A 25886-nucleotide genomic window follows, 5' to 3' on the forward strand; every position below is an offset into this window, starting at 1 on the left:
CTTTGGGTGCCTATATCGGTGGTGTTCACCTCTTCCCATTCCGAACAGAGCAGTTAAGCCCACCCGAGCCGATGGTATTGCCGTAACAGGTGGGAGAGTAGGTCGGTGCCTTCTTTTATTCAATAATAAAAACTAAAGCCTTAGTACAATCGTACTAAGGCTTTTTTACGTTATACACTTTTCTGTAATTGATTGTAAGGATCGTAACATGTAAATGTTTTCTACAAGTGTAGGGTTAGCTTTTCTTCAGCACTTAATTTACTTAACATATAGTGCTCTATCTTTGCGGATCTTATTTCGTCAAAGCAATCTATAATATTTTTTGTAAATGCGTCGTTAGTAGGCTTAATTATGACAATAGTATTCTTATCGGCTGTATTTAATTTGACTTTATTATTTAGTTCTATTAAATGGTTTTTAAGGGAATGTCGTTTTGTGTCAATGCTTTCAATGATTTGGATGGGGCTTGACATATTTCCATAAATAATCGAATATGCATTCTCATAGATGATTAGATTGACTATTCTCTTTTCATCCATATCTACAGGTCTATCCATATTTTTGTCAGGTACAGCTACATCTAAGGTATTTGGTTTATTAAGGGATGTGGTCAACATAAAGAATGTAATAAGCAAGAAGGCTAAGTCTACCATAGCTGTTAAGTCTACTTTAGGAGCTACTTTACGTGTTCTGATTTTTTTGTTGACACTTGAGTTTGTTTTTTCATTTAATTCAGCCATGGTCCTATTATTTAAGTTTGTTAAAATGGTAATCTATTTTAATGATGTTGATTGTTGTTTATTTCCATAAATTATTAAAATAAAAATGCCCCTATCAAAATGATAAGGGCATTAAACATAGGTTTAGGTATTTAGGTATATCTTATTTTAGTATTTGCTCTAAAGTCTTGTGTAGCTCTTCTCCCCTCAGATTTTTAGCGATAATTTTACCAGAAGGATCAATTAAGTAATTCTGTGGAATTCCTGTAACACCGTATTTTAACGCAGCTTCGTTGCTCCAGAATTTTAGATCTGACACGTTGGTCCATTTTTCTAATCCATCGTCTTTGATCGCTTTAATCCATGCTTGTTTCTGAGATTCTCGATCTAGAGAGACACCGAATACGGTAAATCCTTTGTCTTTGAATTTCTCGTATGCACTAACAACGTGAGGATTTTCCTTACGACATGGTCCACACCAACTTGCCCAAAAATCTAATAATACATACTTACCTCGAGTAGATGATAATGCGACTAATTGACCATCAGGTGTATGTTGGGCGAAGTCAGGAGCCATGCTACCAATTGTAATTGCTAATTGTCCCTGTACACGTTTATAGAAAGCTGTGCCTTCTGCTGAATTTTGTTGGTCTGTAGGTAGTTTTTTATAAAGTTCAAGTGTTTTAGTCAAGTCCTCACGAGAATTTCCCCCATAACGTTGTAATGCATAAAACAACATAGGAGACTCGGGGTTTTCGTTAAGGTACTTTAAATATACTTCGTTTTTTAACTCTAACTGTTTCGTTCTAATTTCTGACTGTAATTGTTTTTTTGAATCTTCAGATAAGTTTTTATCTTGAGTTTTGCGCATTAATGTCATTAATTGCTCTTGGTATTGCGAGGCTAGAGTATTCAATTTTTCGTATTCAAAGTGACTTTTTGATCCCGTTACTTTTATGTTGGAAAATGTCTCTTCGCTTGATAATTTAATTTTTCCAGGTTCGATGTATATTGAAGCGGTATTAGAGGGGTTGCTAATTCCAGCGCCAGGACGTCCAGGTATAGCTTTGAAAACAATAATTCTAACCAATGCGTTTGGTTCTTCAAGGTCAAATTCGAATTTATATTTACCTTTATCTAATCGAGCACTGTCTAAGAATTGCTTACCGTCGAATTTGTAAAATAGATATAGTTTGTCAAAATCTCCTTTGATATTTTTGAATTCACCTTGAATAGAAACCTTTTTCCCCTGTGCAATTCCAAAAAATGGAATTATTATAAATAATAGAGCAAATAATTTGATGTTTTTCATGTATAATAGTTATTAAATAATTACAAATTCCACTTATATCCCATATCTACAATTTTTCCAAATCCAGAATACTCTTTCTGTGTGTTTGATGTTATTGTACCGTTAGTTATATCAATTTTTAAATTGTAGACTTTACCTTCTTTAGTTGTTTGATTGTATGTAGATATATATATGTATTGATTTACTCCAAGTGGTGTTAGTTTAACCATATTGACAGCAGTATGATAAAACTTTAGAAATTTGACAGAAGTAATTTCTTCACCATTGGGTGCAGACCAGACTTTACCTACATTGTTAATTTGGTATCTGTATGCATAGAGATTATTTGAAGCACCATATACAATGTATGCCCCTGTAGAGGATGCAGCCATAGTGTTGATATGATTAGATTCAGGAAGCGAAGTCATATCGTATTTTTTCTGTGCAATAGCTGATGCAACAGGTGATGCAAAGTTTGCGGTTAACAAATATGTATTCGAGCTGTTTCTCATAATCATATACTCATTGGCTAATGGTGTATTTGGAAAGCCATAATCTGATGCCACAAAGTCTAACCCTACATCACTAGGATTCCATTCAGCTGCAAGAGATTGATTCGGTAAATTATTAACCATCATTGATCCGCTTACGGAATATAGAAATTTTTTATTAGTAGCGTCATAGGCTACTGCGTCATATCCTTGAGCGACAAATTTTGGATTCCACGGGGCTAAATTCCCGTAATCGCCAGATAGTGATGGACCAAAATAGACACTTCGATCTAACGCATTTCCTAAAACAAAATTCGCGACATGAATTTTGTTGTTATTTATTATGACTTCTCTACGCGAGTTATTTGTTGTTAGGCCACTAATTGATCTATTTATTGGAGCATTGTAGAATAGTTTGGTATAGTCAAATAGTACAGTAAAGTCAGTATGATTATAGGCTTGAATATTTTTCTCTGATGCGACAAGTACTTCTCTTGAGTTCAGTGCAGTAGCAGAATGGAGTACAGCAACCGGTTTGCCCTCTAACGATTTACCATTAGAATTTTTGATTAAATCTGTTAATACCCTAGTTCTTGTTGCACCTAATTTAATACGTTCATCAACGATTAGTCCAACATCAGAATACCCATCTTTTTCATATAGAACAATCCACCCATCTGATATAGCCTCGCTTACCTCTACTTGAAATTTTTGATACGCTTCAACTTGAGTATTCAAATTCTTAACTGTCAAAACTAGATTCCAAGTACCAGAACCTTTGGTAATAGGCTTGTCTAGTGTAAATTCATTAGATAATGTATCTCGCGAATATATAGTACCACCAGTTGTTATTTGAAAAATGCTCCAAGAGAAAGCATATTTATCTTTGATACTTTCCAGATTGATAATTTCTTGGTCATTGATAATTAGTTTAGGCTGGATTTGAAGTGTATCGTACCTCTCTATTGAATATATTTCTTTGATACCTCGGTTGCTTGTATCGACAACAACTTTATCCAGAGCAATATAGTCGTAGTTCCCCTTGTCTTTATAACATGAATTTAATGCAGATACTGCAATGATTAAATGTAATAAGAGTGTTATATATTTTTTCATAATATTATTCGATTTTAAGGAAAAGTAACTTCAAGACCATTCTCGTCCAAAAGACCTCGATTATTATTGGCTTTTTTATATTCTATTAAATAATTTTTCCCTAAGTCTTTATAGTTTGTAGCTTCAGCGATACTCATTGCTTCAGTATCATTTATGGTAGCATTTCGATTAGAATAAATTCTGAATTCTGTTTTGCCACTTAATTGTATCAACAGCGAATGTTTGACAGCACTATAAGTACCAAAGTATCGGCTAAGACTTAAGTAATACAATGGCGCTGTCTGCCAATGTGCTGGGATAACTAAACCATTCTGGAGTATTACAGTTAATGTGCTCAATTCAAGTGCCCCGGACTTTATGTTATCAGTTTCCTTAATACGAAATTTAATTTTACCAGCGTTTTCTTTAAAATGATTGAAGTTCTCTGGTTTTAAGAAATAAATCGGAAATCTACCTTGATATTCTCCAGCATTAATTACATACTTGCTAAATTCAAATTGAACGTCATCCAAGTTACCTTCGAAAGCCTCCAATTCGAACTCTAGATCGCTAGTTAAAGGATATCCAAGAAGTCTATAGTTAAACATCAATGAATCTTTGCTGTCAACAATGTGAGAAAAGTTGAAATTACCACTATCTATAGGAGCATTCAATTGACCTAACCAAACATTTATGTCTGTTTTGTTCTGCTTAAAAAGTAGATCCTCATTTTCTGAACAACTATATTGAATGAATGCAGTTAATATTGCAATAAATTTTAAAAATTTCATGTTAACTATTTATTAGGTAAACGGTCTGCGAATTCATATTCTGTTTCTGGAATAGGAAATGTATAACTTTTATTTGTTACTAAATTCTCAGCATAGTTCTGAATACGCTCTTGATTGATACGTTTGTAATAAAAGAATAATTGACCTGTTGCTAAAAATTCTTTACGGAATTCGTTAGTCATTAGCGTTCTGAAATCATTATAGTTAGTAAGGGTATTGATTCCTCTGGCTGCCAAAACAGGATTGATATGCACTAATGCATCAGAACCATTTTGATTTGCGCATTCTCCTAAGATAAAATACAACTCGCTTAACATGATGATTGGCATCTTTTGGCGGAAGTATTCTGGATTAGTAATGGTATTTGGAACTGTAGGTTCAGTATATTTTAATGTATATTTTTGAGTTGCATTAGCGCCGGTACCATTTTCTAATAAATATAAATAACGATAATCATTTGAGAATTCTGCTCCGAAATATGTTTCAGCTACAGTCGCGCTTAATGAGAATATTGGTCCATCGCCATTTGGAGTAAGGTGATTTACTGCATCTTGATGCAGAGTGTTTATTTGCAAAGCGAAGATCTGTTCAGGTGCTCCAGATAAATCGACCTTGTCTGCAATGTTTTTTTGTGTAGAGAACCCAAATTTTTGCGCTTTCAATACATTTTCAGCATATTTTTGTGCATTTGTATAATCACCTTTATATAGGTAGACTCTAGCAAGTAATGCTTCTACAGCATAATAATTCAAATGTAATTGGCGATTAAGAAGGTATCCACGATCATTAGCCTCAGTAATTGTTTTACCAGTGAAGATTGGATCAACTTTTAATAACTCTTTAGCTGATTCTAAATCAGCAATAACTTTATCTATTATTTCATTGACCGTGTATTGTTTGGTTTGTTTAGACGTATATAATTCAACATAAGGAATGGCTCGCTGTGAAGAATTAGTCGTATAATTAACCCCAAACAAGCGTACCAAATCAAAATGGATAAAAGCACGCAAAGCAAGAGCTTCTCCTTTTATAATGGCTTTATTATCTGCTTTAAATACATTTTTTGAATCTATATTCTCTAGAATCATATTCGTATTCGCAATAGCTTTGTACATATTACTCCATATCGCGTCGATTCTGTTTCGTGTCAAAATGGATAGGTAGTTGTGTTCACTATCATCTTTATATGAAGTAGAGTAACTAGTCCATTCGTGAGATAGTACCCCCATCATTCCGTAAGTCATCTCTCGTCCGTACAATGCTTTTTCTGTAAGAATTGTATACACACCGGCTAACGCTTCCTTGAATCCATCTTCAGTGTCAAATAGTTCGTTTGCCTTCACTTGTGATTTAGGTTCTACGTCGAGCCATTTTTCGCAGCTTGTAGTCATCAGAAGACCTGCTGCAACAATTATATATATAAATTTATGCTTGATCATGATTAAAATGTTGTTTGAAGGGTGAAAGAAAACGTTCTTGCGAAAGGATAGTCTGTACCACGCTCCGTTCTGATCGTAGACAACACAAATGCTTCAGTCATGTATAATCCAAGTTTTAGATTTTTAAGATGATACCTGCTTAGATTCTTCCATTTGAAATCATAATATGCGTTTATTGAAGATAATGTCAAGTCAGATTTCTTTTGTAAAAATCTAGAAGTAGGATTTGTCTTGGTCGGTGTCGCTGTAATGCGTTTGAAGAATGCTTGATCACCTGGGTTTAGCCATGTATCATTCAGTACGCGCGTGTCTACATTGTATGCTACATTAACATTCTCAATTCTGTTAATTAGTGTAGAATTGTAATGATCTTCGCCAATGGTATATCTTAACGAAGTGCTTAACCCCCAACCTTTGTACTCCATATTGAACCCAAGGTTTCCTCTAAGTTTGGGGTCTGTAACTCCTACAGCAATCTGATCATCCGCATTCCAAACATAAGTTTGCTTACCATCTTTTTTCAAGAATAATTCGCGACCTGTTATTGGATCGATACCTAATGAAGGCACAGCCCATATTGCATTGGTAGATTTGCCTTCTTCATATCGAATTTTTGGCAGATTTACAGTTTGCTCAGCTCCTAGGTCATCCTGTTCTTTATTAACTTGTTTAAGTGCGTCGGATATAGTTAGTAATTTGTTTCTGTTGGTCGCAAAATTTCCAAAAATTGAGAAGTAAGATTGTGATTTGGGATTGCTATACACGGTATAGTTTAATGATCCTTCGAAACCTTTGTTTTGTACTTTACCCAAATTTTCTTTGTATGAAGCAAACCCTGTAGATGGAGGTAATGTAAAATCTGTCAATAGATTATTCGTATTACTTATATAATATTCAAACCGTGCATTGATCCTGTTGAATAAGCGAAAATCGGTACCCAAGTTATAGTCAAGTTTTTCTTGCCATTTCAAGTTATCATTGGCCAAAGCCTTTAGATAAGCTCCTGCGATATTATCATAAGTACTTTGGTTAAAGAATGAGTAGGTTGCCATCGCTTGGTAAGGATTGAAGTTTTGGCTTCCTGTTGATCCAATTGAACTACGTAGTTTGAATTGATTAATCACAGGATTGTTTGCTAGGAACCTTTCATTGTGAATATTCCAACCTAGACCGAATGACCAAAAATTACCCCAACGATTATTAGCGCCAAATACTGATGATGCATTTGTTCGGAAACTTATATCCGCTAAGTACCGATTGTCGTAAGAATAATTACCAAATGAGATAAATCCCACCTCATGTTTTAAGCTTTCAGATCCAGTCGGAACTCCATTTTCCTCGTATTGCTTGGCAAAAGTGATAAAGTCCACACGACTATTCAAGAATCCCCATGCACGCATACCGTGTGATTCACTATCAAATGAAGCTAAATTCCAGCCTGCGTTTACGAAGATTTGATGTTTACCGATTTGTTTAGAATAGTTCGCAAATATATCCGAACTTAATGAAGTACTTTGGCCGTCACTCATGTAGTACGATCCACGCTTGAAGTAATTTTCGCCAGTCCAAGTTGCAAAGGAGGTGTGATCACCAGGTAGGAATACTTCAGAATTATTGCCGTTAAATGTAAATCCTACACGAGCAGTTAAGCGAAGCGCTTTATTAGCTTGCCATTCTGCATAGAAATTCTCCGTTATTTCGTTGTATTTAGAGAAATTCTTTGTTTGTAAGGTTGCATTGTACAGCGGGTTGTAATAATAGAATGGATTAGCACTTGCACTTGCGGTGAAGTTACCTAACATTTTTTTTATATTTCCATATTCATCATAAGAAGAAAAATATGGATTTAATGAGCTGTATTCTGAGAAATTGCCATAAGGTGAATTATTAGAAGCATTGAAATTAACACTTAAAATATTTCGAAAATTGAATTTTCCACTACGATATGAAAGGTTTATTGACCCACCAGTATTCTGTCTATTTGAACCTTTCATGACACCGATGTTGTTGTTGTATGTAAAGTCCGCAACATATCGGAGAGCTGATGTTCCCCCCTCTAACATTAGGGTGTGCTTATTTCCTAACCCTGTACGAAGAGGTTGCGCTAACCAATAGGTGTCTACTCCAGATTCTACATCTGCTAAAATGGCATTATATTGTTCTCTCAAATGCTGTTGAGTAACAGGCTGTGTTGATGTATATCTTCCTGCATTCAATTCAACTTGTAGTTTTTCTCTTGCATTTGCTAAACTGTAAGAGGATAAATCAGGAGCTTCAACATTGAAGTTTGCATTATAGGATACGCGCATCGCTCCTTCTGCAGGCACAATAGTTTCTATAATAACGACACCATTTGCTGCTTTAGAACCATATATCGCTTTTGCTGCAGCATCCCTAAGAATTGTTACAGAAGCAATACGATTCATATCTAAATCAAATATTTTCTGCAAATTGGCTTCAAAACCATCTAATATAAATAAGGGCTCATTTGGATTTCCTGAATATTCTCCCCGAATATCATCCAAGCCTGTTTGTCCACGTAATTGAATATCTGGTAGTGCATTCGGATTTGAACCTAAAGACAGATTTTCTGATAGTACAAAAGATGGATCCAAATTCTGTAAACTTTGTAATACATTTTTATTTCCTACACGAAGTAAATCTTGTTTAGAAAACGTAGAAGCACTACCTGTAAAACTTTCTTTCGAACGATTGGCATAGCCTGTGACCACCACTTCGTCAATGTTTTCATTCATTGCTGTCATCAATACACCTACAGGAAGCTTCATGTTGGGAGAAAGCTGAAATTCTTGTGTATTATAGCCTACACTTTTAAAAATTAGTGTTGCATTTTCTTGATTTGGAGTGATAATAAATTCTCCCTTTGTGTTCGTTAATGTAGCTGTTTTAGCGTCACCCTTGACTGTTACAGATACATTAGGAACAGGCTTCTTTTCTTCGTCCAATACCACACCAACTATTTTTGTAATCGTTTTAACTTGTGACATTGGAACCTGACTAAAGAGGTGCTCAGGAGCTAAGAGAGAGGTTAGCAGAGCTGTTGCTAGCACACTTCTCCGGACTCTCGATCGGAATTGCTTATTCATTAGTAGTTAAAAGTTAGGTTATAGGTAAATTATTGTTATTTCAAAGGTTTGATAGTCAACCCCTCAATTGTATCAAAGATTAATTTGCAATAAGGAATCATTCAAGTTGTATGATAATACCTTACTACTCTCCATGAGTTGCAACAATTCAGGAATATTAACTTTTTCAAATCTTGCGGCATACATATTTTTATTTCCCCCAGTTCGAACTGGCTCCAAGATTATTCCATATTTCAATTTTAACAAAGAGGACATTTCTACAAACCGCTCTTCTTTCATATTCATTGTAAGGACAAGCTTATTTGAATCAATTTGAGAGCTTAATTCACTCAAAAGTTTTTCATTGAATTGAAGATGACCAATTCTAGATGCCATGACTTTGCTTTCAACTTTATTTGCAGTTTTTTCTTTTGCTAAATTATTTGACGGTTTAAATTGACTCAGTGTCTTTCGTGGCTTTGGATCTTTCGTTTCTTTTGGCGAACTAATCTCAATTTTTACTATTGTGTTTTGAGATTGTTTCTGCTCAATAGTTTTATTGATTTTTACAGCTTGTTGATTAGCTGAATTGGAGACACTGATGTCACTTGATAAATAAACAGCGTATGTAATTAAACTACCTGTGATAATAAGACTTGCGGCAATTTTTAATGCAGAAGATTTTCTGAAGTTGAAGATTGGGGAATACTTCTTCTGTTTTGGATGAATGGTGAAGTCATTCCATGTCTCTTCAATATAGTTTTCAAAGGCAGATTTATTATCTTGATTCAAAATCCATTCTTCTACACACTCTTTCTCAGAATCTGTACATTGGTTTTTAAAATATTTATGGAGTAGATGTTTATTCAAAATTCTTCGTCTTTTATAAACTATACAATTTGAATTGTATTTGCACCTAAAAGAATTTTAAAAAAATAGTACTAAGACAAAACCTAAGTTTTTTAAGATTTTCTTGATGATAGAATTGGAATTATTAATGTGATTTTCGACAGTGCTTTTTGAGATCCCCAATTCACGTGCTATCTCCTCATTTTTGTAGCCTTCTAGACGACTCATTCTATATACTTGTGCTCTTTTCTCAGGCAAATTATCTAAAATTCGTAATAAAATTATGTTTAGTTCTTTCGTGTTATCAATTGAGTCTACTTTGGGAACTATGTAACTTAAATATTTTTGTTCTATAATATTTCTTTTAACCCTATTGTAAATGTCATTTTTGGCGACCGTAATCAAATAATTTTTAAAAGATTTGTCAGGATCAATTGTATTTCTATTTTCCCAAACTTTTATGAAGGTTGTTTGGATGGAATCTTCTATATCTAGGCTGGATATGTTGTATTTTTCTAGAAATCTCCACAATGTCTTCGAATATTGATCGTACAGTGTCGAAAAGGCTTCTTCATCTCCGTTTTTTAGTAGATAAAGCAGGTCAAATTCATTTTGATCACTGTGGTTCATAAGTTAAGGTTGATGTGTTTTGCAACAATATTATAAAATCATTTGTCATTTTTAAAATTTTAAATGATTTTGTTGTTAATTTATTAATTGATTGCTATAAAAACCAAAAAGTCGTTTATTTTAAATTATATTCAAATGCCAATTCTCAGTTAACTACACGATTAATTGTTCAATTTTTCTTATTTTGTTTAAAATTATAGGCTAATGAACTTCATAAAAACACATATAGACGACCACATTTTTCATATCATGCTAGATCGTGGTAAATCAAATGCCATGCATTTGGAAATGATTCAAGAGATGATTGATGCAGTAGAAGAAGCTGAGAATAATCCATCGGTAGAGGGATTGATCTTAAGCGGAAAGGAGAATTTCTTTACGTCTGGATTAGATTTAATCACCCTTTACCAATATGATGAGAACCAAATGCAAAGCTTTTGGAGTTCGTTTATTTTATTGTTATATAAATTAGTTTCGTTTCCTAAACCAGCAGTATCTGCAATTACTGGGCACAGTCCAGCTGGTGGCTGTGTATTGGGAATTTGTTGTGATTATAGAGTAATGGCAGATGGTGATTTCATCATTGGACTGAATGAAGTTCCAGTTGGTATTGTAGTGCCAGAAAGCATCTTTAAGTTATATAGTTTTTGGCTGGGAAATGGTACAGCATACCGTAGTTTGCTAGAAGGTAGACTTTTTAAACCATCGGAAGCAAAGGAAATAGGATTGGTTGATGAAATAGTAGCTTTTAATCGTATTCAAAGTGCAGCTATGCGAAAAATAAAAACGTTAACTCAATTTGAAAAGAATGCTTGGCGTACTTCGAAACTGAATTTTAGAAGGCAGTTGATTGCAGAGTTTCAAAAGGATCAAACAGAAACGATTAACCAAGTGTTAGAGCAGTGGTGGCGACCGAGCACACGTGCTATCTTAAAAACAATCATCGATAATTTAACACAAAAAAAGTCATAATATGGTACAAGGTGCATTGCGGGATGACGCGTTAAAGGGAAAAACAATAGTGGTCACTGGTGGAGGAACAGGATTAGGAAAGGCTATGTCAAGCTATTTTTCTGAATTGGGAGCCAATGTAGTCATTACTAGTCGTAAGTTGGATGTATTGACGGTTACAGCAAAAGAAATAGAAGCGAGTACAAAGAATCCAGTGCTAGCTGTAAGTTGTGATGTGCGGAATATTGATGATGTCGAAAGGTTATATAAAGAGTCTGTTGATGCTTTTGGTGCTGTTGATGTTTTGGTTAATAATGCTGCCGGAAACTTTATATCTCCTACAGAGCGACTTTCTGCAAATGCATTTTCTACAATAATTGATATTGTACTAAAAGGTACTGCAAATTGCACATTGACATTTGGTAAAAAGTGGATTGAAGGTCAAAAAAAAGCCAATATTTTAAATATAATTACGACCTATGCTTTTACAGGTTCTGGGTATGTCGTACCTTCGGCAGTAGCTAAGGGCGGTGTATTGACGATGACACGATCATTGGCTGTGGAGTGGGGGAAATATGGAATACGAACTAACGCTATTGCGCCAGGGCCATTCCCAACGAAGGGAGCATGGGACAGGTTACTGCCTGGGGATTTAGCAGAGAAATTTGACTTTAAAAATCGAGTTCCGTTAAAGCGTGTGGGAGAACATCAAGAGTTAGCTAATTTGGCGGCATTTATAGTCTCTGACTTTGCGGGATATATCAATGGCGAAGTAATTACTATTGATGGAGGAGAGTGGTTACAGGGAGCTGGTCAGATGAATGGAATGGAGGCTGTTTCTCCAGAAATGTGGGATTTTATAGAAAAGAGTATACGAGAAAATAATAAGTAGTATGATTAATAAGTGGATTGGTTTTATTTTGCTATTATCAGTATTGATAGGTTGTAATGAAGTAAAGAAATCAGATAAAGAACAAACTAGGGATACCGCAATGGTGGTTGTACCTGTAACTGTTGATGAACAGAATCAATTGGCCGAAGTGATCACCCGATTTGCTCGGGCATATGCAAGTAAAGATAATGCAAAAGCGAATGCTCTTCTCCATCCAGATTTAGGAATACATATTATCTATCGTCCAGGAGCTGCTGATACCTTTGTTAAGGTGGATAGTCTAGATTTTTCAAAACCAGTTCCTGAAGTTTATGCTTATCCAGAATTTTCGGCAGATTATGCCTTAGCATTCGATAAATTACCAACGTATGATTGTGGAACTGAGAAATGGGACATTTTGGGGTTCTACTGTGACACTACTTCTCATCCAAATCAATTGTCGAATATTGCTGCCTTTGAAGATGAATTTGAAGAAGATAAGTTTTCCGAAGATGATTTAATAAAATTAGAAGTCGCCGAAAAAGAGAGTTATCGTGTAATTATTACAGCAGATATACCTTTAATATTTCATGTTCGAAAATACAAAGGTGCATGGTATGTAACTACATTGGATAGGGCATATGCAGGCTGTGATGCCTAAATATTCTAATAAAATTAAGATTAGTAATAGTAATTTTAGCTTATTTTTAATAAATTGTTAATTAGTTGTTGTAAATAGAAAATTAAGGTATGAGTAATCTTGACCAAGCCACCCAATCACGTGTTAATCAGTGGTTGTCGACAGAATATGATAAAGATACGGTTGCTAAAGTGCAGCAGCTTATAGATAACAAAGAGGAAACAGAGTTGTTAGATTCTTTCTACAAAGAATTAGAATTCGGAACAGGAGGGTTGCGAGGAATAATGGGGGTAGGGTCGAATAGAATAAATAAATATACTCTTGGAAAAGCAACTCAGGGTTTGGCAAATTATTTGAAAAATCAATTCCCAAATCAACAGATCAAAGTTGCTGTTTCGTATGATAGTCGTAATAATTCTCAATCATTGGGACATTTGGTGGCCGATGTTTTTTCAGCAAATGATATTCATGTATTTCTGTTTGAAAATTTGCGTCCTACTCCGATGTTATCTTTTGCCGTTAGACACTTTAATTGTCAAAGTGGTGTGATGTTGACAGCTTCGCATAATCCTAAAGAGTATAATGGGTATAAAGCATACTGGAATGATGGAGGGCAATTAGTGGCTCCACATGACACCAACGTGATCGCAGAGGTTAATGCAATACAGTCAGTTAACGAGGTGAAATTCAATAGAGTGGATTCTAATATTACGATTGTAGGGGAAGAGTTTGATGAGATTTATATACAGGCAAATAAGAGGTTGAGTATTAATCCAGCAGCAGTTGAGGCTCAAAAGGATTTGAAAATTGTGTTTTCACCTATTCATGGTACAGGAATCACGGTAGTACCTAAAATGTTAGAGGCTTGGGGCTTTACAAATGTTATTGTTGTTGATGAGCAGGCAAAGCCCGACGGGAATTTTCCCACTGTAGTGTATCCTAATCCTGAAGAGGAGGATGCTATGGCTATGGCTAAAAAGAGAGGTCAAGAGCTTGGTGCTGATGTGATCATGGCTACTGACCCCGATGCAGATCGCGTAGGAGTGGCTGTTCGTAATCTTAAAGGTGACTATGAATTGATAAATGGGAATCAAATTGGTAGTTTGTTGACTTATTACGTGCTTTCTTCAAAGAAAGATAAAGGAGAATTAAAGGATAACGATTATATCGTTAAAACTATTGTTACGAGCAACTTAATTAGTGATATAGGCACTGGTTTCGGCGTGAAATACTACGATACACTTACTGGTTTCAAATATATCGGTGAAGTTATAACTCGCGAGTTAGGTAAGGAGAACTATTTGGTAGGTGGAGAAGAAAGTTACGGTTTTCTAATTGGTGATTTGGTGCGCGACAAAGACGCGGTGAACTCATGTGCTTTTATAGCAGAAATGACAGCTTATTTCAAAAGTCAAGGCAAATCTTTATATGAAGTATTAGTAGAGCTGTATGGAAAATACGGTTTTTATAAAGAGAAACTAATTTCTTTGACTAAAAAAGGAAAGGCTGGTGCAGATGAAATCAAACAGATGATGATAGACTTGCGCGCAAACTCTCCAAAATCACTTGGAGGAGTAGCTGTTAAAGAAATACGCGATTATGAAAATTTAGTAGCCACTAACGTTATTTCTGGTGAAACTTCAGTTATAGATTTACCTAAATCTGATGTATTACAATTTATTACGGTAGATGGTGATGTTATCTCAGCACGACCTTCGGGTACTGAGCCGAAAATTAAGTTCTATTGCTCCGTAAAAGAGTCTTTATTGGACGCTTCTCAATATGAAACAATATCTTCAAAATTAGAGGAAAAGGTAGAGAATATTATGGCTGATATTGTTAAATAAGTAATTATGGAAAAATGGAAACTCCTTGATTCCAAGTATTTGGTCCAACGACCATGGGCAACACTTCGTGTGGATAAACTTGAATTGCCCAACGGGAATATCAAGGATGAATATTATGTATTAGAGTACCCGACTTGGGTAAATATGGTCGCTATTACGGAGGAGAAAAGTATATTATTCGTAAGGCAATATCGTCATGGTGCAAATCAGATAATGGTTGAATTGCCGGCTGGTGTGGTTGAAGAAGGAGAAGAACCTGAGGTAGCGGCGCGACGAGAATTACTAGAAGAAACAGGTTATGCGTTTGATTCGATAGAATATATTTGTGAATTGTACGCTAATCCAGCGACAAGTGGTAATCTGACATATACCTACCTATTAAAGGGAGGGAAGAAAGTTCAGGAACAAGATTTGGACAATTCCGAAGATATTGAAGTTGTAGAGATGTCTATAGAAGAAGCGAAACAATTTTTATTTGAGAATAGGCTTGGTCAAGCGCTGCATACTTCAGCGCTATTTTATACCTTCAAAAAAATGGGCTTACTGTAAAATGTAAGCCCATTTTTTTTGAATTAGTTGTTAATCTAATTATTAAACTCATTTTTTTATCTTTGCAGCATGGCAAGAGAGATATTCGAGACAAAGCGCAAGGCTTTAAAAATTAACCTCGATCCTGCAATCTACGGTACATTTGCGGAGATAGGCGCGGGACAGGAAGTAGCACGTAATTTTTTCGAAGCAGGCGCAGCTTCAGGAACCATAGCAAAGACCATCTCTGCTTATGATATGGCTTTTTCAGACGCTATATATGGTGCAGAAGAGTCTGGTAGGTACGTAAGTCGTACTCGTCTGCGTAAAATGTTGGCGCATGAGTTTTCTCTTCTTACTGAAAGATTGCACACGGAGAAATACGACAATAAAAAATTCTTTGCTTTCGCGGATACCGTTACTACATTAAATTTTACAAAAACAAATGAGCCTCATGGTTGGCTAGGCATCCGATTTCAATCAGAGGTAGACGGGCCGACGAACGATATCATTATGCACGTTCGTTTGTTGGATTCAGATAACCGTCTTCAATCCAAAGTTTTAGGAATTTTAGGTGTAAATCTTGTATTTGCGGCTTATTACTATTCAAATGATCCTCAAGTGATGATTGAATCGTTGGTAGATAACCTTTCTGTAGGGGCTGTGGAGATTGATTTAATTAAAGTAAATGGACCTGTATTTGAAAATGTCAATGAACGATTAGTCAATCTTTATTTGATTGCAAAAGGCTTCTCTAAGGCAGCTCTATTTAAGCCTGATGGCAAAGCAGCACAAATTAAGGACACATTGTATAGAAAGGATATAGTGGTATTACGTACCAAGTATCGTCAAAAGTCATTGCCAAACTTTGATTTGTTTAATCAGGCGGTTGAACAATTTAAGAAAAACACGGGCGCTAATCTTGAAAACACAGTTGTATTGATCGAGGTGTTGATGGGGAATGTTTTAGACGAAGATTCGGATCTGACTATAGAGGACTTGCAATATTTTGCAGATAGGGCAGAAGAGTTATGTGCAACAGGAAACAATATTTTGGTGTCTAACTTTAGACGTAACAATCATTTAGCTGAATTTTTTAAGAACTTTAAGCCTAATAATGTCGGTATTGCAACAAACGTGTCTAACTTGCGCAATATTTTCAATTCGGATAATTACAGCAAAGAAAATTACACAAACGAGTTACTTTCTTATATCTCAGGTATGTTTAGTAAAAACGTGAAATTGTACGCTTATCCGTATTTGAATAAGAAAGAAAATCAGATTATCACAACGAAGAACTTAAAAGTTTCAGAAGAAGCAAAACCTCTTTATGATTTCTTAATTCAAAATCAGTATATTATTGATATTGAAAATTACGATGAGAAGTACGTGAAGACGGTCTAGTTTATTTTAAGATAGTATTTTTAATACCCGAAATTTTGTTGAAGTTTCGGGTATTATTTTGTCAAATCTTCGCTATAATTCATTGCTAATTGTATTTTTCTGTAAATTGTATACTCAATTAGTATACATTTGTCGAGAAAATAAATCTTTTGGATGAAAGCGACCTATATAGATTATAAAGACACCAATAGTTTTTCAAAAACATTAATAGCTTATTTGGCTGGGGAAGAGAATTTGAAACCATTTTATGGGAACAGCCCTACTTTTGAGGGTTTTGAAGATCAATTAAAATTAAAATCAAATTTTGCGCATCGTGAGGTTCTAGTTTCTTCTCTCAAAAGTCAGTATGGTGATTTATTAAAAGATGCTCCAGAAGTTGCAAAGCACGTTAAATTATTAGCTGAAGAAAACACCTTTACCGTTACTACAGGACATCAATTAAACATTTTTACAGGTCCGCTTTATTTTATTTTCAAAATAGCCTGTGCTATTCGTTTAGCTAAAGATTTAAAAGAAAAATTTCCAGATAAGAATTTTGTCCCTGTTTATTGGATGGCTTCGGAAGACCATGATTTTGAAGAAATCAATAATACACGCGTGTATGGTAAGAAGATTGTTTGGGATGTGCCGGGTATTTCGGGTACTGGGAAAATGGATACGAACTCCATGCAAGATGTGGTGCGTCAATATATTGGTATGCTCGGCTTATCTGATAATTCTTCCAAATTAGCCCAGATAGTAGAGGATGCATATTTAAAAGGTAGAAATCTAGCAGATGCAACCCGTGTGTTGGCTAATGCTTTGTTCAAGGATTATGGACTTGTAATTGTAGATGCAGATCGAAGAGAATTGAAGCATATTTTTGCAGCAATAATTCAACACGATATAATAGAAGAAAAAAGTTTTAAAGCAATATCTCAAACCACTACTGAATTAGAAAATAAAGGATTTTCTACGCAAGTGCATGCACGGGAATGTAATTTCTTTTACCTGACAGAGGAATACCGCGAGCGCATCGTGAAGAATGAGGATGGGCGATATGAAGTTCTGCATCAAAACATATTTTTTACGGAAGATGAATTGAAAGAAGCAATAGCGTCTACACCTGAACGGTTTAGTCCGAATGTTGTTATGCGCCCACTTTATCAAGAAGTGATTTTACCCAATTTGGCATATATAGGTGGTGGTGCTGAAATAGTATACTGGTTGCAATTCAAGTCGAATTTTGATCAATTTGGTGTTCCATATCCAATTCTTATTCCACGCAATTCGGCGATGATTACAGATGATGCGGTGGCGAGTAAAATTTATCGTCTTGATTTGACCTTTAAATCCATCTTTAAATCCACTACGGCATTGCAAAATGAGTATGTACGAAGACACACCACACATCGATTGAATCTTCGTGACGAATGGATGGAGTTTAATGCGATTTTTGGAAAAATAAAACTTCGTGCACACAAAATAGATGCTAGTTTAGCACCAAGTACTGAAGCTGTTCAAGCACGATTGAAAAAGGCAATTGATAATCTTGAAAAGAAATTATTGAAAGCTGATAAACAGAACCATGAGGAGGCTTTGACGCAGATAGAACGTGTTAAAGAGAAATTATTTCCTAATGGAGGATTGCAAGAGCGCTCAGAGAATTTTGCAGTCTTGTATGTGAAATACGGAGACGATTTAATCAAGGAGTTGATTAGGCATTTCAACCCCTTAGAGTTTAAATTTACGATATTGTATTAATAGAAGACAGCTTGGGCTATCTTCTATTTTTTCTATATTTATGGTAATATCTATCGTATTCAGATGGAAGATATTGCTCTTTTGGTCCCCACTCTTCTAGTCTATTATCTATAAATAATAGCCAATTCAACATTGTATCCGGTTGTGCTTTTAATCTTGGGTATTCGTAAATTTCTAATATCCCATCGTCATAGCGTTTTGCAGCGACTACACGAGCAGGAGTTCCTATGTTTTGTTTGACTTCCGCTGTAGTCATCCCAATTTGTATTAACGAAAAATCGGTTTCTCTTAATAACCCACAGCTAGAAAGGAAAATTGTGAAAGCTAGAATGATAATGGTGGTTAGTGTTCTCATAAATATTAAAGTTAAAATATAACAGTATGACCTTTGAAACTGCTACATGGTTTATTTCTTATTTGAAATAACGGTTAATAATTTTTCTATCAATAAAAAAGGCTATAAGACTTCCTAGGCAATAAGCAATCAAATCTGTCCAGAGAAAGCCTTGTCCCAATACAAGCCTTAGCATGGGATTGTTTCGCCATTCAATGAGTATAGGATGTTGAAGCAATTGAAGAAATTCTATTCCAAAGCAAAATAGGACAGAGAAAATTAGTGCGTAATAGCTTTTCTTGGTCGTGAATATAAACCTAAAAAACCAATATATCATGACTGCATACAATGCATCGCCAGTAATTATTGGTATCCAATCTATTCTTCGTGAAAGTAAACCTAGAACAATTGTGCCAAAGAATGATAGAATATATATTGATTTAAATGGATACATTTCAGTGACTGTATGGTGAATTAAAAAAATTACGCGTAGCGAAATCGTCTTTTTATCGTTTAATTTGTATTAACAATGTAAATTATGAGAACTCTGTCAATAATCACAATATTTCTTTTATTTGGCTGTCAAAAGGGAGATAATCTATCTTTTGTGGAAAATACTAATTTCATGGTGGAAACATACGTCTATAGTGGATGGTGCGCGCAAGACTATCATATTGTAATTACAGAGGAGCAGACCAAAGTAGAAAAATTAAAAAAAGGTAATTGTGCCAAAGAAAAAGGAGGGCTAGAGGGGCTATTTGTTACGGATAGTATGAAATTCGATAGATTGAGAGAATTATTGCGCAAGGTAAATTTTAAAGAAATTTCTATATCAGAGTGTTTTACATGTGCAGACGGCACTGATTTTAATATTATTTTAACTGAAAATGGAAAGAAATATGAAAACAGAATTGGAAAAACATACAATGATTCAGAAACTTTGGAAACAAAGAAAGACCAACAAGAGCTTCTTTCGGTATTAGAGAGTTTTTTAAGGGAATAAAACCTCCTGTTAGATGATTCTAAAAGGAGGTCTGAGTTTATAATTTTCTACCTGATTATGGTAGGTCATTTATCCCATCTATTACTTGCTGAATGGTTCCATTTTGAAGTTCAGCATAGGTGAATGTAATAGTTTGATTTGGTGTAATTGTGCTTACGGGTTTCACTGCGTATTTAAATCCGTTATTGAATTCTGCTACTAAAATATAGTATACTTCACTTCCAATTGGCATTTTAGTGCTGGCAAAAGCCAAAGAATTTGGTCGAGTTTTAGTTGCCATAAATACAGAACTATTACTGTTGTTAAATCCTGCTGGTGTTACGAATGTAACACTTGTAAACCCTTGTCCTAGATTTAAGAACTTGTCGTAGTTGAACCAATCGAAGGCATTAAAAATAACATTATATGCATCCGCATTCACAGATTGATTAAACCCTGTCCACATTTCTGTATTCTGTGTAATACTTTCCCAAGTTAGATTGCCATCGTTATCAATAGCTCCAGCAAAGGCTTCCATTTCAGGATCGGTTCCACCGGTTAGGGATGTAGGTGCGTGAATTGAATATCCGCATGATGTTTGCAATTCTTCATTGTTTTGTGAGACTTTAACCAAAAATTCGCCCCCAGATGTCAATAATTTTGGTTCACCATTTTGTATGCCAACGGTAGGTTTATTTGTCGCGAGCATAGTGCCCCTATCAAATATTTCTACATAAGAGAAGTCAACTTCACCGGTTACAGGGGCACCATTTTGCTTTTTTAGACACGAACCTTGTATAACAACTTTTACACCTTTAGCCGAAGTGAAAGTAAATGTTTGGCTAGCATCGAAAGTGTCGTGTTGGGTTATAGCAGCAAGGTTATTTGCGTATAAATTCTTTAGAGCGGTGCCATCTGGCGTGAAGGTTGGCTCTGTTAATGTATCATTTGAGCATGCTGCAGTACTAAATATTAATGATCCTATTCCGAATAATTGTATTAGCTTTTTCATAATTTTTAAAAATTAAAAGGTTTTAAATTCTATTCTTTAATATTATATCAGCAGATTAGAATTTTTGTTACCCCCGATTTAAAAATTATAAGTTTCTATTGGTGGAAAACCTCTGCTATCATGCACCGCATGGAGCCGCCACCATACTTCTCTATGGTGTAAAGAGGTATTTGCACGATTCTACCGAAATTTTCTAATTGATCTATTTGTTCATCGGAAAAGGCTTTGTGTGCTTGTTCACTCATGACAATTATTATGTTTCTGTCCTTATCTTTTAACTCTAAGATGTTGCCACAAAAGTGATTCATCTGATGTTCAGATATTGGAATAATTGTTTTGTTGGTCGAGGTTAAAGATTCTATTACAGTTTGTTTCTCTTCATTATCTTGAATAGTATCTAGGCAAATGACAGAAAAATTTGTTCCTAACGCCATCATCACATTAGTGTGATAAATAGGGAGCCTTTCCTCTCCTAGATTTTGAGTTGCGTGAAAAACAACGGGTTTATACTGATTGTCTTCGCAAAAAATAGACAACAATTCTTGATTAGCCCGTTCGGAGATAGAGCAATACGCGATTTTATTCTCCCGATCTAATATGAGTACACCCGTTCCTTCCAAATAAATTTCTTGCTCGGTATAAATACTATAATCTTTTAGGGTTTTGAAATGTATATCATTTTTTTCCAATACCCCGAGGTGATTAAGGAAAATTTCTCTCTGTCTATTATGCGCAAACATCGGATACAGAATCGCCTTATCTCCATGGAAGGAGATTATGTTATTCGGAAATATGCTGTCGGGCGTATCATATTTGCCAGAGTCTTCCAATACGATAACTTGTACACCTTCAAGTTGTAATGTTTTGACAGCGTTATCAAATTCAGCTTGAGCTAAGAAATTTGTGTTTTTGTCTACAGCGTCTGTATCTTGAAAATAGTTGTTTACAGCCGTTTCTTCATTGGAGCGAAATGAAGCAGGTCGCACCATTAATATGCAATTTGTTGATTGAGCCATTATTCGCGGATTAGGGGTAAAGTGGAACAACGTAAAAGACCTTCCTGTTTGCCAATTTCATGGTAAGGGATTCTTTCTACTATAAAATCATGGTTCTCTAGCCATTGATTCAATTTGAGAAAACGTTGTTCTGAAACAATCACACTTGGGGAAATAGAAAACAAGTTGGAATTCATATCATACATGCCATCTGCATCAATATGATAAAGGTTGTTTTTTCCAAATATCTCCACGATGCGGTGATAGTCATTTGGATTACGAAAACCACCTTCAAAAACAATCCCTTTGTCTAGTCCTATGGGCTGAAAACAACAATCCAAATGCAGCGCATTTGCTCGTGGATTAGTCGTTGATTTGATTAGGTCAAAATCTAATACTATTTTATTGGGGAACAATTCTTTTATAAATTCAACACCATGTCGATTTGTTCGTGCGGTGTTGATTGCTGAATAGTCAGATCCATAGTAGGTTCCAATAAAAATATAATCGTTCCAGACTATAACATCACCACCTTCTATATGAACTTCTTCTGGAGGTGTTATAAATTTGTTAGTTGGAATTTCGTCAATTACAAAATCAATTGCATTCCATTCTTCTGCTCGATCTGGTAAAATGTTTGACTTGATGAATTTATCTTCGATAACAAAACCAATATCGCGTGTAAAGATCTGATTTAACTGAGGGATTAGTCTAGGACGAATCACATTCACCTCATACTTTTTCAATACCGATTCAAAGGCAGACATTTCTACAATCATATCTTCTTCTTTTGGGTAGGTTCCTGCCTTGATTTGTTCCAAAGATTTCGGGTCATATGCCTCATCCGCTAGCGGGGTGGGACCATTGCTATCGGCCCGTCCTAATATAACAGTTTTTAATAGAGAAGTCTCATTTTTAACTTGTAGTTGCAGCATATAATTAGGTTGTTTATAAATGATCCAAAATTACCAAAATGATAGTTAATAATTTGACTTATAGTAACTTTTGAATTTTTTATAGATTAAAGTGATATGTGGTAAATATTTTTGAAATTTAACTTGTTTTAGGTGGTTTTTTAATAATAAAATCGAACAATCGTTTGCATGGCAATAAAAATTTTTGGAAGGGCTATATCGTTCAAAAAGTATTCAAAATTGCGTATCTTTGCGCATCCAAACTTTAGGCTTTCTTGCGAAGAAAGAAATTGTTTGTCAAAGTGTTAATACATAAGTGTTCTTGCAATTATAAAGCAAATGAGTAACGTACATTACAACGAAAAATTTCAGGACCGTCATAACGGTCCAAGTACTGAACAAACCGAAGAAATGTTGAATTTTTTGGGTGTTGCTTCTTTAGATGGGTTAATCGAACAAACAGTTCCTGCTCAAATCCGAAGAAAGGCTATGAATCTTCCAAATGCACTAAGCGAAGTCGCATATTTGGACAAGGTAGCTCAAATCGCTGAGAAGAATAAAGTGTTCAAGTCTTATATCGGACAGGGGTATTACGATGTGGTTCTTCCAGGAGTAATTCAGCGTAATGTATTTGAAAATCCAGGATGGTATACGCAATATACGCCTTATCAAGCTGAAATAGCGCAAGGACGTTTACAAGCCTTATTAAATTTCCAAACTGTTGTTTCTGATTTTACGGGATTAGAAATAGCTAATGCTTCATTATTAGATGAGGCTACAGCTGCTGCAGAAGCAATGTTTATGTTGTATTCGGCACGCAAAAGTAAAAATGCGAATGTGTTTTTAGTATCTCCGAATATTTTCCCACAGACTTTAGATGTATTGGTAACACGTGCTACACCTTTTGGTGTTGAATTACGCGTTGCGGAAGTAACAGAGGTTAATTTGACAGAAGATGTATTTGCTGTATTTGTACAATACCCTGCTGCCGATGGTACTGTTGCTGATTATAAAAAAATTGCTGAGTCAGCACACGCGAAAAATATTACAGTTTGTGTGGCTGCAGATTTAATGTCTTTAGCATTGTTGACGCCTCCAGGCGAATGGGGTGCTGATGTTGTCGTAGGTAACTCCCAACGTTTTGGTGTACCAATGGGTTTTGGTGGTCCTCATGCTGCTTTCTTTGCTACTAGAGATGCTTACAAGCGTAATATTCCTGGTCGTATTATAGGTGTGACTTCAGATTCAAATGGTGAATATGCGTTGCGTATGGCGTTACAGACTCGTGAGCAACATATCCGTCGTGATAAAGCTTCATCAAATATTTGTACAGCACAAGCATTGTTAGCAATTATGGCATCATTCTATGCCGTGTATCATGGTCCAAAAGGTATCAAAAATATTGCAAGCCGTATTAATGATTTGGCAAAACTAGCAGACAAAGCTATTCAAGCTTTGGGTTACGAGCAAACAAACAAAACGTATTTCGATACGCTACGTTTCAACGTTGGTAAAGAGGTGGATGGATTGAAATCAGAAGCGTTGAATAATGAATTGAATTTCTATTATAATGAAGGTACAGTAGGTGTTTCAATTGATGAGACGACTACTTTCCAAGATATTGAGACTATCGTTAAAGTGTTTGCTAAAGTTAAGGCTAAAGCGCAGGATATTGTAGATTTGGAAGAATTAGCAAATGAACTAGGTACATCAATTCCTTCAGAATTGGCTCGTACGTCAGCGTATTTGTCGCACCCAATCTTTAATTCTTATCATTCAGAGCACGAGATGTTGCGTTATATCAAATCTTTAGAAGCTAAAGATTTGTCATTATGTCACTCGATGATTCCATTGGGATCGTGTACGATGAAATTGAATGCAACTACGGAGATGGTTCCTGTTACTTGGGCTCGTTTTGGTGGTTTACATCCTTTTGCTCCAGTTGATCAGACTTCAGGATATATGTTGTTGATCAATGAGTTGAATGATTGGTTATCAGAGATTACTGGTTTTGCAAAAATGTCATTCCAACCAAACTCAGGCGCTCAAGGTGAGTACGCTGGTTTGATGGTAATTGATGCTTACCACAAAAGTCGTGGTGAAGGGCACCGTGATATCTGTCTGATTCCTGCTTCTGCGCACGGTACTAACCCTGCTTCAGCTTCTATGGCTGGTTTGAAAGTCGTAGTTGTGAAAACAGATGATAAAGGAAATATTGATGTAGAGGATTTGAGAGCTAAGGCTATTGAGCATGCAGCCAACTTAAATTCTTTGATGGTAACTTACCCATCTACACACGGTGTATTCGAAGAGACAATTATCGAAATTTGTAATATTATCCACGAAAATGGTGGTCAGGTATATATGGATGGTGCGAACATGAATGCACAGGTTGGTCTTACTAGCCCAGGTTTCATCGGTGCTGACGTATGTCACTTGAACTTGCACAAAACATTCTGTATTCCTCACGGTGGAGGAGGTCCAGGTATGGGGCCTATCGGTGTGGCGGCACACTTGGTGCCTTTCTTACCAAATCACAAGGTCGTGGAGGTTTCAGGCACAGACGGCATTACAGCTGTTTCAGCAGCTCCATTTGGTTCGGCGTCTATTTTGTTGATCTCTCATGCCTATATCGCTATGATGGGTGCTAAGGGGCTTACAGATGCTACGAAAATAGCAATCTTAAATGCGAATTACATTAAGGCGCGTTTAGAAGATCATTATCCTGTATTATACGCTGGAGCTAATGGTCGTTGTGCCCACGAGATGATCTTAGATTGTCGTGGATTCAAGAATGCAGGTGTAGAAGTTGCAGATATTGCTAAGCGTTTGATGGACTACGGTTTCCATGCGCCAACAGTATCTTTCCCTGTAGCAGGGACATTGATGGTAGAGCCTACGGAGTCAGAGTCTAAACCAGAATTGGATCGTTTCTGTGATGCGTTAATCGCTATTCGTCAAGAAATCGCTGCGGTAGAAGCTGGTGAAGTAGACAAAGAGAATAACGTATTGAAAAATGCCCCTCATACTGCTGCGGTAGTATCGGGTGACGAATGGAATAGACCATATTCGCGTCAGACTGCGGCTTACCCACTTCCTTACTTGAAAATAGCTAAATTCTGGCCTTCAGTAGGTCGTGTGAACGATTCGCAGGGTGATAGAATGTTAATCTGTTCTTGTCCTTCAATAGAAGAATACGCGTAAATTACGTTCTTTAAATAAACAAAAGGCTTGCAAAAATTTTGCAAGCCTTTTTGTTTTTAAATCCTATCTT

General features: G+C 35.7%; 23 protein-coding genes and 1 rRNA gene. 11 read left to right on the top strand and 13 right to left on the bottom strand.

What is annotated here, in order from left to right:
* The first annotated feature begins 2 nt into the window (after positions 1-2).
* Positions 3-114: ribosomal RNA gene (gene rrf, locus IPZ78_RS15630) — 5S ribosomal RNA — on the top strand.
* Positions 115-221: 107 nt separating this feature from the next.
* Here the strand turns inward: rrf and IPZ78_RS15635 are convergent.
* The 8 genes from IPZ78_RS15635 to IPZ78_RS15670 form a co-directional block, all read right to left on the bottom strand.
* A complete protein-coding gene (locus tag IPZ78_RS15635) occupies positions 222-740 on the bottom strand; it encodes an ExbD/TolR family protein (protein ID WP_225554926.1) in 519 nt (172 codons plus the stop codon).
* Positions 741-882: 142 nt separating this feature from the next.
* Positions 883-2031, bottom strand: coding sequence for a TlpA disulfide reductase family protein (locus IPZ78_RS15640; protein ID WP_225554927.1), 1149 nt, complete (start codon positions 2029-2031; stop codon positions 883-885).
* Positions 2032-2051: 20 nt separating this feature from the next.
* Positions 2052-3617, bottom strand: a complete 1566-nt coding sequence (locus tag IPZ78_RS15645; RefSeq protein ID WP_225554928.1) for a PKD-like family lipoprotein — start codon at positions 3615-3617, stop codon at positions 2052-2054.
* Between the two features lie 14 nt (positions 3618-3631).
* On the bottom strand, positions 3632-4387 hold the full coding sequence (locus tag IPZ78_RS15650) for a DUF4843 domain-containing protein (protein WP_225554929.1): 756 nt from the start codon (positions 4385-4387) through the stop codon (positions 3632-3634).
* 5 nt (positions 4388-4392) lie between these two features.
* Entirely contained in the window at positions 4393-5826 is a 1434-nt protein-coding gene (locus tag IPZ78_RS15655; RefSeq protein WP_225554930.1) for a RagB/SusD family nutrient uptake outer membrane protein, read from the bottom strand.
* A gap of 2 nt (positions 5827-5828) precedes the next feature.
* Positions 5829-8834, bottom strand: a complete 3006-nt coding sequence (locus IPZ78_RS15660; RefSeq protein WP_225554931.1) for a SusC/RagA family TonB-linked outer membrane protein — start codon at positions 8832-8834, stop codon at positions 5829-5831.
* Positions 8835-9005: 171 nt separating this feature from the next.
* Positions 9006-9782, bottom strand: coding sequence for a hypothetical protein (locus tag IPZ78_RS15665; RefSeq protein ID WP_225554932.1), 777 nt, complete (start codon positions 9780-9782; stop codon positions 9006-9008).
* A 57-nt stretch (positions 9783-9839) separates the two neighbouring features.
* Complete coding sequence (locus tag IPZ78_RS15670) at positions 9840-10391, bottom strand: sigma-70 family RNA polymerase sigma factor (protein ID WP_225554933.1); 552 nt, start codon at positions 10389-10391, stop codon at positions 9840-9842.
* Between the two features lie 204 nt (positions 10392-10595).
* Here IPZ78_RS15670 and IPZ78_RS15675 point away from each other — a divergent pair, with 204 nt between their 5' ends.
* The 7 genes from IPZ78_RS15675 to bshC all read left to right on the top strand — a co-directional run bounded on the left by IPZ78_RS15675 (position 10596) and on the right by bshC (position 18375).
* On the top strand, positions 10596-11363 hold the full coding sequence (locus IPZ78_RS15675; RefSeq protein WP_225554934.1) for an enoyl-CoA hydratase/isomerase family protein: 768 nt from the start codon (positions 10596-10598) through the stop codon (positions 11361-11363).
* Between the two features lies 1 nt (position 11364).
* The gene (locus IPZ78_RS15680; RefSeq protein ID WP_225554935.1) at positions 11365-12234 is read left to right on the top strand and encodes an SDR family oxidoreductase; all 870 of its coding nucleotides are present in this window, start codon (positions 11365-11367) and stop codon (positions 12232-12234) included.
* Between the two features lies 1 nt (position 12235).
* On the top strand, positions 12236-12874 hold the full coding sequence (locus IPZ78_RS15685; RefSeq protein WP_225554936.1) for a hypothetical protein: 639 nt from the start codon (positions 12236-12238) through the stop codon (positions 12872-12874).
* An 89-nt stretch (positions 12875-12963) separates the two neighbouring features.
* Positions 12964-14700, top strand: a complete 1737-nt coding sequence (locus IPZ78_RS15690; RefSeq protein WP_225554937.1) for a phospho-sugar mutase — start codon at positions 12964-12966, stop codon at positions 14698-14700.
* A 6-nt stretch (positions 14701-14706) separates the two neighbouring features.
* The gene (locus IPZ78_RS15695) at positions 14707-15249 is read left to right on the top strand and encodes an NUDIX hydrolase (RefSeq protein ID WP_225554938.1); all 543 of its coding nucleotides are present in this window, start codon (positions 14707-14709) and stop codon (positions 15247-15249) included.
* Positions 15250-15318: 69 nt separating this feature from the next.
* Positions 15319-16632 carry a nicotinamide mononucleotide adenylyltransferase gene (locus IPZ78_RS15700; protein ID WP_225554939.1) on the top strand — a complete coding sequence of 438 codons (1314 nt, stop codon included), beginning with the start codon at positions 15319-15321 and terminating at the stop codon, positions 16630-16632.
* A gap of 153 nt (positions 16633-16785) precedes the next feature.
* Complete coding sequence (bshC, locus tag IPZ78_RS15705) at positions 16786-18375, top strand: bacillithiol biosynthesis cysteine-adding enzyme BshC (protein ID WP_225554940.1); 1590 nt, start codon at positions 16786-16788, stop codon at positions 18373-18375.
* A 16-nt stretch (positions 18376-18391) separates the two neighbouring features.
* On the opposite strand, the gene IPZ78_RS15710 is transcribed toward bshC, so the two are convergent.
* Positions 18392-18730: a hypothetical protein gene (locus tag IPZ78_RS15710; RefSeq protein WP_225554941.1), complete on the bottom strand. Its 339-nt coding sequence runs from the start codon at positions 18728-18730 to the stop codon at positions 18392-18394.
* A gap of 58 nt (positions 18731-18788) precedes the next feature.
* A complete protein-coding gene (locus IPZ78_RS17400; protein WP_394371254.1) occupies positions 18789-19046 on the bottom strand; it encodes a ribosomal maturation YjgA family protein in 258 nt (85 codons plus the stop codon).
* Here IPZ78_RS17400 and IPZ78_RS15720 point away from each other — a divergent pair.
* Positions 19045-19182 (top strand): hypothetical protein, encoded by a 138-nt coding sequence (locus IPZ78_RS15720; RefSeq protein WP_225554960.1) that lies wholly within the window; start codon positions 19045-19047, stop codon positions 19180-19182. The two genes, IPZ78_RS17400 and IPZ78_RS15720, sit on opposite strands and share 2 nt — an antisense overlap.
* 65 nt (positions 19183-19247) lie before the next feature.
* The gene (locus IPZ78_RS15725; protein WP_225554942.1) at positions 19248-19712 is read left to right on the top strand and encodes a hypothetical protein; all 465 of its coding nucleotides are present in this window, start codon (positions 19248-19250) and stop codon (positions 19710-19712) included.
* Between the two features lie 55 nt (positions 19713-19767).
* On the opposite strand, the gene IPZ78_RS15730 is transcribed toward IPZ78_RS15725, so the two are convergent.
* The 3 genes from IPZ78_RS15730 to IPZ78_RS15740 form a co-directional block, all read right to left on the bottom strand.
* Positions 19768-20703 (bottom strand): hypothetical protein, encoded by a 936-nt coding sequence (locus IPZ78_RS15730; protein ID WP_225554943.1) that lies wholly within the window; start codon positions 20701-20703, stop codon positions 19768-19770.
* 95 nt (positions 20704-20798) lie between these two features.
* Positions 20799-21719 (bottom strand): citrulline utilization hydrolase CtlX, encoded by a 921-nt coding sequence (gene ctlX, locus IPZ78_RS15735; protein ID WP_225554944.1) that lies wholly within the window; start codon positions 21717-21719, stop codon positions 20799-20801.
* Positions 21719-22633 carry a dimethylarginine dimethylaminohydrolase family protein gene (locus tag IPZ78_RS15740; RefSeq protein WP_225554945.1) on the bottom strand — a complete coding sequence of 305 codons (915 nt, stop codon included), beginning with the start codon at positions 22631-22633 and terminating at the stop codon, positions 21719-21721. Before IPZ78_RS15740 ends, ctlX begins: the two co-directional genes overlap by 1 nt.
* A 318-nt stretch (positions 22634-22951) precedes the next feature.
* On the opposite strand from IPZ78_RS15740, the gene gcvP reads away from it, so the two are divergent.
* Positions 22952-25816 carry an aminomethyl-transferring glycine dehydrogenase gene (gene gcvP, locus IPZ78_RS15745; RefSeq protein ID WP_225554946.1) on the top strand — a complete coding sequence of 955 codons (2865 nt, stop codon included), beginning with the start codon at positions 22952-22954 and terminating at the stop codon, positions 25814-25816.
* Positions 25817-25886: the final 70 nt, after the last annotated feature.

The organism is Sphingobacterium bovistauri (assembly GCF_020295405.1).
Classification (GTDB): Bacteria; Bacteroidota; Bacteroidia; order Sphingobacteriales; family Sphingobacteriaceae; genus Sphingobacterium; species Sphingobacterium bovistauri.